This window comes from Flavobacterium sp. NPDC079362 (assembly GCF_050267765.1).
Taxonomy (GTDB): domain Bacteria; phylum Bacteroidota; class Bacteroidia; order Flavobacteriales; family Flavobacteriaceae; genus Flavobacterium; species Flavobacterium azizsancarii.
In genome coordinates this window covers 98,982-113,792 of the sequence record NZ_JBNNFM010000008.1, presented here as the reverse complement: position 1 = coordinate 113,792, position 14,811 = coordinate 98,982, and the positions used below count along the sequence as shown (strand labels likewise).

12 protein-coding genes are annotated in these 14,811 nt (G+C 32.6%); 6 read left to right on the top strand and 6 right to left on the bottom strand.

What is annotated here, in order from left to right; translation table 11 throughout:
• Positions 1–150: 150 nt before the first annotated feature.
• From ACQKCJ_RS09835 to ACQKCJ_RS09825, 3 genes are all read right to left on the bottom strand, one after another.
• On the bottom strand, positions 151–1,473 hold the full coding sequence (locus tag ACQKCJ_RS09835) for a trigger factor (protein WP_427401941.1): 1,323 nt from the start codon (positions 1,471–1,473) through the stop codon (positions 151–153).
• Between the two features lie 118 nt (positions 1,474–1,591).
• On the bottom strand, positions 1,592–1,936 hold the full coding sequence (locus ACQKCJ_RS09830; RefSeq protein ID WP_271336763.1) for a phage holin family protein: 345 nt from the start codon (positions 1,934–1,936) through the stop codon (positions 1,592–1,594).
• A gap of 132 nt (positions 1,937–2,068) precedes the next feature.
• Positions 2,069–2,833: an alpha/beta fold hydrolase gene (locus ACQKCJ_RS09825; RefSeq protein WP_271336764.1), complete on the bottom strand. Its 765-nt coding sequence runs from the start codon at positions 2,831–2,833 to the stop codon at positions 2,069–2,071.
• Between the two features lie 215 nt (positions 2,834–3,048).
• Here ACQKCJ_RS09825 and ACQKCJ_RS09820 point away from each other — a divergent pair, with 215 nt between their 5' ends.
• Entirely contained in the window at positions 3,049–4,458 is a 1,410-nt protein-coding gene (locus ACQKCJ_RS09820; protein ID WP_271336765.1) for a hypothetical protein, read from the top strand.
• A gap of 51 nt (positions 4,459–4,509) precedes the next feature.
• Here ACQKCJ_RS09820 and ACQKCJ_RS09815 read toward each other — a convergent pair whose 3' ends face one another.
• The 3 genes from ACQKCJ_RS09815 to ACQKCJ_RS09805 all read right to left on the bottom strand — a co-directional run bounded on the left by ACQKCJ_RS09815 (position 4,510) and on the right by ACQKCJ_RS09805 (position 8,699).
• Positions 4,510–5,361, bottom strand: a complete 852-nt coding sequence (locus ACQKCJ_RS09815) for a DUF4249 domain-containing protein (protein WP_427401940.1) — start codon at positions 5,359–5,361, stop codon at positions 4,510–4,512.
• Positions 5,362–5,364: 3 nt separating this feature from the next.
• Positions 5,365–7,641 carry a TonB-dependent receptor plug domain-containing protein gene (locus tag ACQKCJ_RS09810; RefSeq protein WP_427401939.1) on the bottom strand — a complete coding sequence of 759 codons (2,277 nt, stop codon included), beginning with the start codon at positions 7,639–7,641 and terminating at the stop codon, positions 5,365–5,367.
• A gap of 344 nt (positions 7,642–7,985) precedes the next feature.
• On the bottom strand, positions 7,986–8,699 hold the full coding sequence (locus ACQKCJ_RS09805; RefSeq protein WP_271336768.1) for a pyridoxine 5'-phosphate synthase: 714 nt from the start codon (positions 8,697–8,699) through the stop codon (positions 7,986–7,988).
• A gap of 116 nt (positions 8,700–8,815) precedes the next feature.
• On the opposite strand from ACQKCJ_RS09805, the gene ACQKCJ_RS09800 reads away from it, so the two are divergent.
• From ACQKCJ_RS09800 to ACQKCJ_RS09780, 5 genes are all read left to right on the top strand, one after another.
• On the top strand, positions 8,816–9,475 hold the full coding sequence (locus ACQKCJ_RS09800) for an acetoin utilization protein acuB (protein ID WP_427401938.1): 660 nt from the start codon (positions 8,816–8,818) through the stop codon (positions 9,473–9,475).
• A gap of 128 nt (positions 9,476–9,603) precedes the next feature.
• Positions 9,604–10,491 (top strand): NAD kinase, encoded by an 888-nt coding sequence (locus ACQKCJ_RS09795; protein WP_427401937.1) that lies wholly within the window; start codon positions 9,604–9,606, stop codon positions 10,489–10,491.
• A 173-nt stretch (positions 10,492–10,664) separates the two neighbouring features.
• On the top strand, positions 10,665–11,348 hold the full coding sequence (locus tag ACQKCJ_RS09790; protein WP_271336771.1) for a DUF6089 family protein: 684 nt from the start codon (positions 10,665–10,667) through the stop codon (positions 11,346–11,348).
• A 4-nt stretch (positions 11,349–11,352) separates the two neighbouring features.
• Positions 11,353–12,093, top strand: a complete 741-nt coding sequence (locus tag ACQKCJ_RS09785) for an isoprenyl transferase (protein WP_271336772.1) — start codon at positions 11,353–11,355, stop codon at positions 12,091–12,093.
• Positions 12,026–14,773, top strand: coding sequence for a BamA/OMP85 family outer membrane protein (locus ACQKCJ_RS09780; protein ID WP_271336773.1), 2,748 nt, complete (start codon positions 12,026–12,028; stop codon positions 14,771–14,773). Before ACQKCJ_RS09785 ends, ACQKCJ_RS09780 begins: the two co-directional genes overlap by 68 nt.
• Positions 14,774–14,811 lie beyond the last annotated feature (38 nt).

Below are 14,811 nucleotides of genomic sequence, written 5' to 3'. Positions count from 1 at the left end.
AAAAATTTCAGGTTTCAAGTTTAAGGTTGCTCCACGTGCGTTTCAAATAAAAACTTGAAACCTGAAACAAAAAGTAAAAAACTTGAAACAAAAAAATGAGCGCCAGGAAAAAAATCTCCTGACGCTCAAATATACTTATTTTTTTAGAAATTATTCTCCGTAAGACGCAGCAATAAATTCTTCGTAAGTTACTTCTTTAGTTGCCGGATTTGCTTTTTCTTTAAACACTTCTAACAATTTTTCAGCAACAACTTGCTCAGAAAGTCTTTTCACTTCTTCCTGGTTAGATAAAACTCTAGCCACGATTCCTTGAACTTCTTCGTCAGTTGGATTTGTTTGTCCAAATTGAGCCATTTGTTGTTTGATAGCGTTTGTTGTAAAAGCTTTCAAATCTTCAAATGTAATTTGGATATTACTTTGTGCCATTGCTTTTCCTTCGATCAATTGAAAACGTAATCCTTTTTCAGATCTTGCGTATTCAACTTCAGCTTCTTCCGGAGAAAGTTTTTTCTCTCCAACAGTTTGTAACCATTTTTTAAGAAATTCAGCCGGTAAATCAAATTTTGTATTTTCGATAAGGAAATCCTGAACGTCTAATAATAATTTTTGATCTGCTTGCTGCGCGAATTGAGCTTCAGCATCTTCTTTAATTTTAGCTTTCAAATCTTCTAATGAAGCTACTTTTCCTTCACCAAAAAGTTTATCAAATAACTCTTGGTTTAATTCAGCTAATTCAGCACCGTTGATTGCTTCGATAGTAAAGTTTACTTCAACATCTAAACCATGAACATCATCATGACCTACTTTTAAGTAATCCATTAATTGGTGATCATCTGCAAATAAACCTTTTGTGCTTACTGTAACAACATCTCCAACTTTTTTACCAATGAATTTATCAGCAGCAGTTTTATTGAATGTAGATAATGAAATTGTAGTTGTATTGCTGATTCCTTTTTCTTCGTTAGAGAAAGTTCCTGTCAAATCAGAATCTGCAGATACCACTTCTTGTGGAATTGCTTTTCCAAATTGTTTTTGGATACGCTCTACTTGTCCGTCGATTAATTTATCATCAGCAGTAACGATATATTTTACGATATCATTTTTAGCTTCTAAATCAATTTCGAAGTTAGGTACTAAACCAATTTCGTATTCGAAAGTTAGTTCTTCAGCATCCCAATCAAAGTTTTCGTTTTCTTTTGCAAGAGGAGTTCCTAAAAGATTTAATCTTTCAGATTGAACAAAACGCTCTAAAGCCAAATCAACAACTTTTTGAACTTCTTCTTGCTTAATTGATTTTCCGTATTGTTTTTCAACAAGGTCTTTAGGAACTTGTCCTTTTCTAAAACCTTTAACGGTAGCCAAAGGCATTTTTTCGTTTATTCTTTTTGCTACCTGACCTTTATAATCCATGTGAACAACTGTCATTACGATTGTTTCATTCACAGCGTTTATTGCTACTCTTTTAATATCCATCTTCTTCTTTAATTTACATAATAAAATTGGGTTGCAAAATTATAAAATTTTTGCAACCCAACCAAGTTTTTAATCTATTGTATTTGAAGACGTTTAAAACACGCTTTCAATATTTATTTTATTTGTCGTCGCCAAGTATTTTATAAGTAATAGACTGAAGGATAGACAATATAACACTAAACAGCAATGCGGTCCAGAATGAATCGACTTTGAAACCTCCGACAATGTTGGTACACAACAAAATAATAATCGCATTAATCACCAGCAAAAACAAACCTAAAGTTATAAAGGTTACAGGTAATGTCAGGATAACCAATATTGGTTTTATAAAAAGATTCAGTAATCCTAAAACAACCGCAACAATTACTGCCGTACCAAAACTAGCAACATGTACCCCAGTTAAAAAATTAGCGATTAACAACACCAAAGCTGCAGTAACAAGGAGTCTAAGTAATATTTTCATGATTATTGATTTAAAGTTTTAATAAAAGTAAGGAAATTTATATTATTTTTTTACCACAGATTAAAAAGATTAGAAGGGATTTTCAAATCTGTGAAAATCTTTTAATCTGTGGCTATAAAAAATTGAACTTATTTATTGCTTCAAAAACTCAGTTGTTAATTCAAAAAACATTTTAGGGTTTTCGGCATGAAGCCAATGTCCGGCATTTGGAATTGTCTCGAACTTCACGTTTGGAAAATATTGACGTATACTATCAAAATCAGAATCCTGAATATATCCTGAATTTCCTCCACGAATAAATAAAGTAGGTTTATCAAAAGCTAAGCCATCCGGTAAAGCTTTTCCAATTGCTTCTAAGTTATTATTAAAGACTGAAAGATTAAACCTAAAAGCCAATTGTCCCGGTTCCTGCCAATACAAGTTCTTTAATAAAAATTGTCGTGTTCCAAAATCGGGAACATATTGTGATAAAACTTCTTCGACATCATTTCGGCTTGGTTTTACAGAAAAATCAATTGCATTTAATCCTGCCAAAATATCCTGATGATGCTGTTTGTAAAATTTAGGTCCAATATCTGCCACAATCAATTTATCTACAATCTCAGGATGAGTAGTTGCAAAAAGCATGGCTACTTTCCCTCCCATCGAATGCCCAAGAATATCTATTTTATCTAAATGATTCGCCTGACAATATTCGAAAACATCCTGTACCATGGCTTCATAACTCCATTCGTCTGAATGAAAACTACGGCCGTGATTTCGTAAATCTAAAATATGAACTTGAAATCCGGCCTCTACGTATTGTCCTGCCAAAGTTTTCCAGTTATCAGACATTCCCAAAAATCCGTGCATGATGATGAACGGCTTTCCTTCGCCTTCTATTTTTGAGTATAACATTTATATTATGGTTTTAAAACTAATGACAAAGGTAAAAAAGTTCTATATTAATCTGTAAATTAATAAAGTCCACACTCTGGATTTTAGTTGTTTTATTAGAAAAAAGTTTACAAAATACGGTTTCCCGTAAAGAAAGAACAAATATAAAAACTACTTTGCGCCTTCTTAAAATCAAAACGTTTTTTTTGATTAATTATTTAATTTAAACTTTAACCATGATTAAAAAATTCCTCTTATGCGCGGTAGTTCTTTCGCAATTTGCCATCTCTTGTTCAAGCGATGACAACACAGACCCTACTAAGGATCCTACAACAGAAGAGCCCAAAGAACCAGTAAAAGACCCAACTCTTGCTGAACAAATTGCAGAACTTGTTAAAAAACCATATTCAACTTTAACTCCGGCACAGCAAAAACTAAAACTTGAAGCTGAAGCTAATGAAATGCTAGTTCAACTGGACAAATCAAAAAGCTCTAGTGCTCTTAAAGCAATAGAAAATTTACATAGATTATTAGTTATCAATCCTGTTGATATTTTTAACGGAAAAAATGGTAATGAAATAGAAGATATTTTGAATGTTTCTGATGTTTATGGCATTTATACCTGGAATAATTCCGGAAAAATATGGGCTAAAACAGCCTCAACTTCTGAATTAAAATTTATCTTCCCTGCTAAAGAATCAGAAACATCAAACAGCGCAATACTTTCTGCCAAAAGTGTATCTTCTACTGTAAAAATAAAATTTACAGATACAGACGGAAGTTATATTTATGATGAAAAAACCGATAATTACATTCATAAAGAATCAATATATGATCAAATCTTTTTACCTTCATCGGCAGATGCAGTTTTAACAATTAATAACGCTCAGGCTGCAGTTTTTACTCAGACAGCCAGTTATTCTAATGGAAAAGAAGTTCCAAACGAATTTGCGTATAAAATGACTTTAAACGACGGATATGCCTGGGAAATGAGTGGTAAAAAAGGCGCTGAAAACACCTCAAAAGCTGTTTTTTCTTATAATGGAAAAATCTTACTTGACTTTAATGGCGGAAGCAATTCTAATATTGATGGCCTAATGGGTAGTGAGGCCCTTATACAATATAGAGGTAAAGCGAATGGATTAATCAATTTAATGGACAATTTTGTGATTGTAGCAGATATGGATTTAGCTACTGAAGCGGCTGATAAAGTAGCTTTAGAAAAAAGCTTGGTACGTCCTACGCCACTATATGATAATAACAACCCTAATAATGACTACAAGGCATATCACACTGCCTTAAATGTATACGAAAAAAAGCAATCTGAAGGCTTGGCCGCAATTTCTAATAAAAACTTAAAACTAATCTTAGTTTCTAAAAAAGACGGAACTAAAATAGCTGATATTGTTCAACATTCAGAAAAAAGCGGAGACGATTATATTTATAGATTACCAGTTTGGAATGCAGAATACAAATACTGGACATACAGTGAGAAAGGGGAAGAATTCAATCAACCTTATCTTGAAGAAGTATACTACTTAAAATTCAACGACAACACTGAAGTAGCTATGAGCGTTTATTTCTCAGAAGGATTTGAAAAATTGTCAACCAAATTCACTGATTTCGCAGCATCTTTTAAAAAATAAACAGCAATTAAAATTTTACTTAAAGCCGATTTGAAACAATTCAAATCGGCTTTATTTTTTAGGAGGTGTTTTAACAGTTAAAGTACTCTGACCATATCCTGCCCAAATACCAATTCCGCCTTTAATATTCGATTTTAAACTTGTATTTGATGGATAAATTGGATTCTTGCTGTTTACGATTTCGTTTTGCCAGCTGTTCCAGAAATCCAAGGCGTCTTTGTTTTGGGTTCTTAATTTTACATGAATCAAATCCCCATCTGCAAAATAAGGTGTAAATTTAGTTTTAGGAAAAAGCAAAATCCCACGATTAACCTGTACGGTAACTGAAGATTCTTTAAAATTTTTATCATCCAGATTACCATAAAATACAGGCACAAAAACAGGCTCTTCTTTGTCTATTTTTGTAGCAATCTGGTAATAGTTTTTTTCATTTACGGGATCATCAAATTTTACAAAAATATATCCAGTTGTATCTGCAGCATTCTTTTTTATATACTCGGCACTTTTAAGTTTTACTGATTTTGGAATTGTTGTTACGGCTTGAACAACACGATTTAAATATTCTATTTTAATGGAGTATTCTTTTCCCGCCTCACCCATTAGAGTTGATCCAAAATACACAAACGGTGGCACTCTGTTTTTGTCATTTTTAACTCTTAAAACCTCAGATGTCTCACCATCAGAAATAGTGATTTTTGCAGAACGAATAACATGATTCAAAACATTTGTAGAATCTATAGCATCTGTAACAGGAATACTGCTTGACAATAAAACCTGGGCATAATCACCTTCTTCAATCCATCCTTCGACTACAATTTTAGATTCAATACTTTTTTCGCTAAAATCATCTTTAGAACAACTTACAGCAACGAGAGTAAAAAGAAATAATATATATTTTTTCATTGTTTAAAATTTAAACCTCCAGCTTATTGAAGGCAGAATGCGGTACAAGACCTTTTTTTCCTGTTTTACAATTACAGTATTTTTATCATTATTGACTTTAACATCTAAAATCACATAAATTGGATTATCAATATTGAAAGTATTGTAAATCGAGAAATTCAAGGCGCTCTCTTTTTTATTTGTTTTTACGAAGAAATAATTAACAGAAAGATCTGTCCTGATATAATTAGGCATTTGTGCATTATTATATTCTGAATATTCTTTGACGGGATTATTGTTGATAAAATACCAGGAAGTGGGCATCGTAAATCGATTTCCTGAACTGAATATCTGAGTAATACCAAAATTCCATTTTGGATTTAAATCATACATCCCAACCACTGAAAGATTATGACGTCTGTCGTATTTTGCAAAATAAGTTTTCCCATTGTTGAGTTCATCAAAGTTTCGATCAGACCAACTCAGCGTATAACTTAACCAACCTGTAAATTTTCCGTTGTTTTTGCGCAACATCATTTCTAATCCGTACGCTTTCCCTTTTCCAACTAATAGATCATTCTTTAAAGTTGTGATTTCGTTAAACTGCGTTATTCCATACGGATATTCAAGTAAATTTTTCATCGAACGATAAAACCCTCCTAAAGATGAAGAAATATTCTTCGAAATATTTTGATTTGAACCAATCGAAAACTCATCTGAAGATTGCGGTTTTATTCCCTCTGAACTGGCAATCCAGAAATCAGTCGGAATCCCGACGCTCGAAGTAGTTATTAAACTCAAATATTGATATTGCCTGTTGTAAGATCCGTAAAAAGAATACTTTTCGTTTGCGATATAATTTAGTAAAACACGTGGCTGAAAATGTAAATACGAATCATTAGAACCTGAAGTATAGTAATTAATCCTAAGCCCTAACTCAGCATTTAAACGATTCGTAAGTTTTGGTTTTATGGTAGTAAAAACCGCAGCTTCATCAGCATTTATTATATTATTTTGAGTTGTATTATTATCGGTCAGATTTTCAATATTTACTTTTTGAGGCTGTAAATTATGATGTACATACTGCACTCCCGATTCTACAGGAACGCTTTTTATCGAGTAACGAAAGGCATTATTAAATCCAAAATCTTTGACATACGATGAAACACCAAATTCGATTGTGGCTTGTTCCATATTCAATTCATTAGAATATTTACTAAAATAAACAGAGTTACTCATACTTATTTTAGGCGAAAATGTAGTTGCTAATGTTGGGGAAACCGTAAAATTACTCCATTTTAAATCTGTTTTCAAAGCCAGATTACTGTCCTTTATTCTTAATACGTCTCCGCTAATAAAGGCATCTACAGAAAGTAAATTATTTTTAGAAATCTGAGAAATAAAGGTCATATTCCCATCAGAAAAACCATATTTCATATCCTGAACATCTTTATTATTTGAACCCGAATTTAATAATGGCGCTACAACTTCATCGATATAAGTTTTTCTTCCGGAGATATAAAAACCCGTTTTATCATTTACAGGAATAGCAAGGGTAAGTTGCGAAGCTAAAATCCCAATATTTCCCTGAATACCCAATTCAGACGGTATTTTTTTGTTGGGAACTAAAAGTGTTGTTGAACTTAAACGTCCGCCATATTTAGCATTCGAACTTGATTTATCAAATTCTACACCTCTAATATGGTCTGTATTGTAAAAAGGAAAAATACCTAATAAATGTGACATACCATATATAGGAGTGCCGTCGTATAATATGGCATTATGTCCGGGATCTCCACCTCGTACATACAAATATCCGTTTGCATCTCCTGAATTCTGAACCCCTGGCGTGAGTTGTAAAAGTTTAATGATATCTGTGGTTCCTAAAACTGTGGGAACAGAGGACAATTCTTTTAAATTGAACGATAGTCTTCCTCCTGACAAATTAGTAAAACCGCTTTTTTTATCATTGGATATTATGACTTCTTTTAAAAGTGAAATGTCTTTTTCCAGTACAATTGAAATTAAAGTGTCTTTTACAAAATCAAGATGAATTGATTTTGTAAGATACCCAATTTGATTAATCGTTATTTTGACCTGACCTAAAGGGATGTTTTCTGAGAAGCTACCCAGAATATCAGATATTGCGTAGTAGTGTTGATTGTTCACATCTAAAGAAATACTGGCACCAAGAAGGTTTTCGTTTTCAGAAGATTGTATGTTTCCTGTTATAGTGGCTTTAGATTGCGCAAATACAGTAGAAAAACAGAATAAAAAAAAGAATAAAATTGGTTTTGACACTTGATTTTAATAAGAAAAGTGCGAAAGTAAACAATTAAAAATCAATTCTTAGAGGAAGTAAATATTTTTATTTATTGTTTAAAATTCATGCCCCGAAAACTCATTATTATTACCTGAATGCCGCATGAGGTATAGAAGGCAATGTTATTAAGTTAAGCTTTTTTTAAGGACAATTATGGCTAAAAAAATTCGCACAAAGTCGCAGAGTCGCAAAGAAAACAGATGTAAACTTGGCGGCTCTGCGACTCCGCGCGAGATCCATTCGGCAAAAGCATTATAGATTTTCCTTAACTTAATGACATTGAGCTTCGGGACTGCGGGTCATGCCCTATTCATTTTTATTTTTACTTCAGCTTATTCAAATACATATTCACCACATTATCCAAACCAAGATAAAGTGCTTCTGCAATTAATGCATGACCAATAGAAACCTCCAGCAATCCTGGAATATTTTGTTTAAAAAACTGAATATTATCTAAACTCAAATCATGTCCGGCATTAATTCCTAACTCTAATTCATTAGCCAATTCTGCAGCTTTCACATACGGATCGATTCCATTTTTATTTCCTAAATCATATTGATGTGCAAAAGCCTCCGTATACAATTCGATACGATCTGTTCCTGTTTTTTTAGCGCCTTCGATAATATCTAAAACCGGATCAACAAAAATTGAAGTTCTGATTCCGTTACGTTGAAATTCCTGAATCACTTCGGTCAGATAAGACTGATTTTTTATAGTATCCCAACCAGCAGAAGAAGTAATAGCCCCAATTGCATCCGGAACTAATGTTACTTGGGTTGGCTTGCATTCTAAAACCAAATCAATAAAATTATGTTGTGGATTTCCTTCAATATTATATTCGGTATAAACAATTGCTTTTAGATCGCGTGCATCCTGATAACGAATATGACGCTCATCCGGACGTGGATGAATTGTGATTCCTTGTCCCCCAAATTTCTGAATATCGGCCGCCACTTTTAGTAAATCCGGAACATTTCCTCCTCGTGCATTTCTAAGGGTTGCAATTTTATTGATATTTACACTTAACTTTGTCATATAAATAGATAATTAATTCTAGTAACACTATATTTGTTACGACAAAAATACAAAGTAAAACGTAGCAGTTTTTGCTATTTTTTGATTATTTTGCATCAAATATCCTTAAGAGATTTATGACAGAAATTACAAACTATATCACCAATGATTTCAGAGCGATAGATAGCCAGGAAACGATAGCATCGGTTCAGGACTTTTTTGCCGATTTGAATTTTTCGCATTTTCCGGTTTTGGAAAACGGAATTTTCATTGGAAGCATTGCTTCAGATGATGTTGAAACTTTTGACACTGACAAAAAAGTTATTGATTACAAATATACTCTCGAACGTTTTTTTGCCCGAAAATCAATGATGTGGCTAGATGTTTTAGAAGTTTTTGCTAAGAACCATACCAATGTAGTTTCGGTTCTTGACGAAAACAATGCTTACATTGGATATTATGAAATGGAAGATATCATGAAGTTTTTTCAGGAAACTCCATTTTTGAAAGAACAAGGCGGCATAATTATCGTTAAGAAAGGTCTTTTAGATTATTCGATGGGTCAGGTAACTCAGATTGTAGAAAGTAACAACGGAAAAATCCTTGGCTGTTTTGTTTCTGAAGCTGATCTTGAAAATGTTCAGATCACCATAAAGATCGGTATTGGACCAATGAATGAAATTATCCAGACTTATAGAAGATATGGTTATGAGATTATTTCAGAACATCAGGAAGATGCTTATATCAACAGCTTAAAAGAGCGTTCAGATTATTTAGACAAATACCTTAATATATAATACAATTAGAAAATATGCCAATTAGAAAATTAGATAATTTCTTAATTTTATCTAATTTACACATTTTGTAATTTTCTAATTGAAACATTGACACATTATCTAATTGACACATTATCTAATTTTAAAAAATGAAAGTAGCCATTTACGGACAATATTATCAAAATAGTACCGAGCCTATTATTAAAGATATTTTTATATTTTTCAATTCAAATAATGTTGAAATGGTTATTGAAGAGAACTTTTTAAAAATGCTTTATGAAAGGCAACTTATCACAAAGGAATACAAAACTTTTTCAGCAAGTACTTCTTTAGATGATAGTTTTGAAATGTTGATTAGTATTGGTGGTGACGGAACTATTTTAAGAGCTGCTACTTTAGTCCGAAATTCCGGAGTACCAATTTTAGGAATCAACGCTGGAAGATTAGGATTTCTGGCAACTGTACCTAAAGAAAGTATTGATAATTTTTTGCAGTTTGTAATTGATAAAAACTACACTATTTCTGAAAGAACCTTACTCAGTTTAAGTTGCGATCCTAAAAATGACGCTATCGAAGAAGATCTTAATTTTGCCATGAACGAAGTTACAGTAAGCAGAAAAGATACTACTTCGATGATTACGGTAGACACTTATTTGAATAATGAATATTTGAATTCGTACTGGGCAGATGGATTGATAATCTCTACACCAACTGGCTCAACAGGATATTCTTTAAGCTGTGGCGGACCAATATTAACCCCAAATGTAGAAAGTTTGGTTATTACGCCCATTGCACCACATAATCTAAACGCACGTCCGCTTGTTATTCCGGATAATACCGAGATAAAGCTTCGTGTTTCAGGAAGAGAAGATCAATATTTAGTTTCGCTGGATTCCAGAATTGCTTCGGTAAGAAATGAATCTGTATTAACAATTACCAAAACAAATTTTAAAATAAAGATGATAGAAATTCCAGGTGAAACTTTCTTGAAAACGTTACGAAACAAATTACTTTGGGGAGAAGATAAGAGAAATTAAGTCCTTTTATGATTCCTTACTATACGATAATACTACTTTTTCCCGTTCTGCATGTATCGAATCATCATTAAATGTCTCAAAATCATATTACAAATTGAAAAAAAAGCACATTTAACTAAAGGAACGTTGATTCGTATTGATAATTATTATATTTGCACGCAATTTTTAATTAAATGAAGAAAATTTTTAATTTATTGTTATGCTTTTTTCCCTTTATTACACTAAACGCTCAGATTAATGAGATTGGTGTTTTTTTAGGCGGAAGCAACTTTGTTGGTGACGTAGGAAATACAACTTATATTGCTCCTGAAAAACTAGCCTTTGGTATCTTGTATAAATGGAATAAAAGCCCGCGTCATTCGTATCGCTTCTCTTATACACAATCAACTCTTACAGGAAACGATCTCGATTCAGATGAATCGGGAAGAAACCAACGAGGTTATAGTTTTAAAAATACCGTAAAAGAGCTTTCTGCGGGTTTAGAGTTTAATTTCTTTGATTTTAATCTTCATGATTATCATCCAAAAATTACTCCTTATATATATTCAGGTTTGAGCTACTTTATGTACGATGAATTATATGTAACAGGAGGACAAACAAAAAAAGACAAAAGTTCAGGATCATTTGCCATACCAATGATATTGGGAATCAAATCGAATATAGCACCTAGTTGGGTTTTAGCTGCCGAAGTTGGTCTTCGCTATACTTTTACAGATAATATTGACGGAAGTAATCCGAGTAATGGCAATTATAAGCAATTGCATTTTGGAAATTTAAATAATAATGACTGGTATGTGTTTTCAGGAATCACTTTAACCTATACCTTTGGAGAAAAACCTTGCTATTGCGCAGAATAATAAAATGAATTTACTAGACTCTATAGATCAAACAAACTTACCCAAACATCTGGCCATTATTATGGACGGAAATGGACGTTGGGCAAAACAACAAGGTTTTTTAAGAGCATTTGGTCACGAGAACGGAACAAAATCTGTAAAAAAAACAATTACTACTTGTGCTAAACTTGGCATCGAGTATTTAACGCTATATGCTTTTTCTACAGAAAACTGGAATCGTCCAAAACTTGAAGTCGAAGCATTAATGAGAATTTTAATCAATTCATTAAAAAAAGAGCTTGGTACTTTACAAGAAAACAACATCAAACTTAATGCAATTGGAAACCTTGACAAATTACCAAAATCAGCTCAAAAAGAGCTGCTGGATGTAATTGACAAAACAAAAAATAACACACGTCTTACGCTAACTCTTGCTTTAAGTTACGGATCAAGAGAAGAATTGGTAAATGCCGTGAGAATCATCAGTGATAAAGTTAAAAATAATATAATTTCAATAGACAGTATTGACGATTCAATTATAAATGAGCATCTTTACACGCAAAATTTACCTGACGTAGATTTATTAATACGAACAAGTGGAGAACATAGAATAAGTAATTTTTTGCTGTGGCAAATTGCCTATGCAGAATTATATTTTACTAATGTCTTGTGGCCAGACTTTAAAGATCAAGATTTATATGAGGCTATTATTAGTTATCAAAAAAGAGAACGTAGATTTGGAAAAACCAGTGAACAAATTAAATAATATTTTAGTGTTACAAAAAAGAGTACAAATAGTCCTTACCCTACTTCTTTTGGGTAGTTTTTCACAAATAAAAGCACAAGAAAGAGTTCCTTTTGATCAGGGAAAAAAATATATTCTTGCTAAAGTTTCTGTTGTTGGTAAAATAAGCTTCAATGAACAAACCGTAGTTACCTTTTCAGGCCTTCAAAAAGGACAGGAAATAACTGTACCCGGAGAAGAAATAAGTGGTGCTATCAAAAAATTAGGTAAACTTGGCCTATTTGATGAAATATCCTTTTATGTAAATAAAATAGACAATGACAGTATCTATCTGGATCTGAATATTGTTGAACTTCCTAAACTAAATGAAGTAAAATTTGTTGGTATTAAGAAAAACAAAATCGAAGGATTAATTAAGGACAACAATTTGACCAAAAACAAAATTGTAAACGAAAACTTAGTTACGACTACCAAAAATTACATAGAAAACAAATACAAAAAAGACGGTTTTTATAACACCAAAGTTACTATTACAAATACTCCTGACACCATTAATGGGCATCATGTAAATATGCTTGTTCGGGTAGACAAAGGTGATAAAGTAAAAATTAGCAGCATCGACTTCATTGGCAACAAGCAACTTAGCAGTAACCAATTAAGATCTGCTATGAAAGATACTAAGCAAAAAAATGTACTCCGCATTTTAAAATCTTCAAAATTTATTCCTGAAAAATACAAAACTGACTTAGAGAAGGTTGTAGCTTCTTATAAAGAAAAAGGATATCGTGATGCACGTATTATTTATGATTCTGTTACTTACAACAAGAAGAAGAATATGCTTGCCATCAAAATTAAAATGGAAGAAGGAAACAAATACTACTTTGGTAATATTAAATTCTTAGGAAATACTGTTTATTCTGATCAGCTGTTAAATCGTTATTTAGGAATCAAAAAAGGGGAAACTTATAATGGTGTTTTACTTGAAAAACGTATTGCTGACAAAACAAAACCTGACGCAGAAGACATTACAAACTTATACCAAAACAATGGTTATTTGTTCTCTAACATCAATGCTGTAGAGGTAAAAACGGTAAACGATACTATCGATTTTGAAATTAGAGTTACAGAAGGTCCTATCGCTTACTTCAACAAAATATCTGTAGTAGGAAACGATAAAACTAATGACCACGTTATATACCGTGAACTTAGAACTAAACCGGGAGAAAAGTACAGTAAAGAACAATTGGTTAGAACTATTCGTGAAATTGGACAATTAGGATTCTTTGATCCTGAAGCTATTGATCCAAAATTCAAAAATGTTGATGCTGCAGCAGGAACTGTTGATATTGAATATCACGTTGTAGAAAAAGGATCAAGCCAGGTTGAACTTCAAGGAGGTTACGGTGGTGGAGGTTTCATTGGAACCTTAGGATTATCTTTCAACAACTTCTCGGCAAGAAACATATTCAACAAGGAATCTTATAAACCATTACCAATGGGAGATGGTCAAAAAGTAGCACTTCGTTTACAAGGAAGTACTTATTTCCAGACGTATAGTTTATCATTCTCAGAACCATGGTTTGGAGGAAAAAAACCAGTACAATTTAGTTCATCTATCTCGTATAGTAAGCAGTTCTTAAACAACTACGCTACAAGAACTGTAGATAAAAGCAAGAGTTTTAACATCCTGACATTACAAGTTGGTTTAGCAAAACGTCTTACTGTGCCGGATGATTATTTTGTATTATCACAATCTGTGAGTTACCAACATTATGATTTAAATAACTATAATACAGGTTTATTTACCTTTGGTAACGGAGCGTCAAGAAACTTAGCGTATACAATTGGACTTTCAAGAAGTAATAAAGGGGTTAACCCAATATTCCCGACATACGGTTCTGATTTTAGTGTTTCTGCAAAACTTACACCTCCATATTCATTATTTAATGGAGTTAAATACGGAGACTTACAAAATCAAAAAGAATACAAATCACAATATACGGGAGCTCCAACTTCAGGAGTAGATGGTAAACCACTTAACACTGGAGACTACGTTAAAACGGAAACTATCAACGGACAATCAGGTACTGTAAGTGTTGGATCTGATTATGCAAGTGCAGATACTGATCAGGGGAAAGTCGATCAAAAGAAATACAATTGGTTAGAATATTATAAAATTAAATTTAAAGCAGACTGGTATACTAAACTATATGGTAAATTAGTTCTAAGAACATTAACTGAATTTGGTTTCTTAGGTGCTTATGACCAGGCAAGAGGTGATGTACCATTTGAGCGTTTCTATTTAGGAGGAGACGGAATGGCTATGTACTCAATGGATGGTAGAGAAACTATTGGATTAAGAGGTTATGAAAATAATTCACTAACTCCTGTAAATTCAAGAAATGAGCAAATTGGAGCAACTATTTATAATAAGTTCTCTATGGAATTACGTTACCCAATTACATTAAAATCATCTGCATCTATTTATGCGTTGGCTTTCTTAGAAGCTGGATCATCATATCCAACCTTTAAAGATTATAACCCTTTTGACCTTTACCGCTCTGCTGGTGTTGGTTTACGTGTATTCATGCCTGCATTTGGATTATTAGGTATTGACTGGGGTTACGGTTTCGATCCTCAACCAGGAGAAACAAAAGCACACGGTAAAGAAATTCACTTTATCATTGGACAACAATTTTAGTAGAATTTTTAATACATTTGTTTAAAAATTTAAAATAT

Bases quoted from the DNA above. Each gene is read 5' to 3' on its own strand.
- ACQKCJ_RS09835 (WP_427401941.1), bottom strand. From the start codon at position 1,473: ATGGATATTAAAAGAGTAGCAATAAACGCTGTGAATGAAACAATCGTA.
- ACQKCJ_RS09830 (WP_271336763.1), bottom strand. From the start codon at position 1,936: ATGAAAATATTACTTAGACTCCTTGTTACTGCAGCTTTGGTGTTGTTA.
- ACQKCJ_RS09825 (WP_271336764.1), bottom strand. From the start codon at position 2,833: ATGTTATACTCAAAAATAGAAGGCGAAGGAAAGCCGTTCATCATCATG.
- ACQKCJ_RS09820 (WP_271336765.1), top strand. From the start codon at position 3,049: ATGATTAAAAAATTCCTCTTATGCGCGGTAGTTCTTTCGCAATTTGCC.
- ACQKCJ_RS09815 (WP_427401940.1), bottom strand. From the start codon at position 5,361: ATGAAAAAATATATATTATTTCTTTTTACTCTCGTTGCTGTAAGTTGT.
- ACQKCJ_RS09805 (WP_271336768.1), bottom strand. From the start codon at position 8,699: ATGACAAAGTTAAGTGTAAATATCAATAAAATTGCAACCCTTAGAAAT.
- ACQKCJ_RS09800 (WP_427401938.1), top strand. From the start codon at position 8,816: ATGACAGAAATTACAAACTATATCACCAATGATTTCAGAGCGATAGAT.
- ACQKCJ_RS09795 (WP_427401937.1), top strand. From the start codon at position 9,604: ATGAAAGTAGCCATTTACGGACAATATTATCAAAATAGTACCGAGCCT.
- ACQKCJ_RS09790 (WP_271336771.1), top strand. From the start codon at position 10,665: ATGAAGAAAATTTTTAATTTATTGTTATGCTTTTTTCCCTTTATTACA.
- ACQKCJ_RS09785 (WP_271336772.1), top strand. From the start codon at position 11,353: ATGAATTTACTAGACTCTATAGATCAAACAAACTTACCCAAACATCTG.
- ACQKCJ_RS09780 (WP_271336773.1), top strand. From the start codon at position 12,026: ATGAGGCTATTATTAGTTATCAAAAAAGAGAACGTAGATTTGGAAAAA.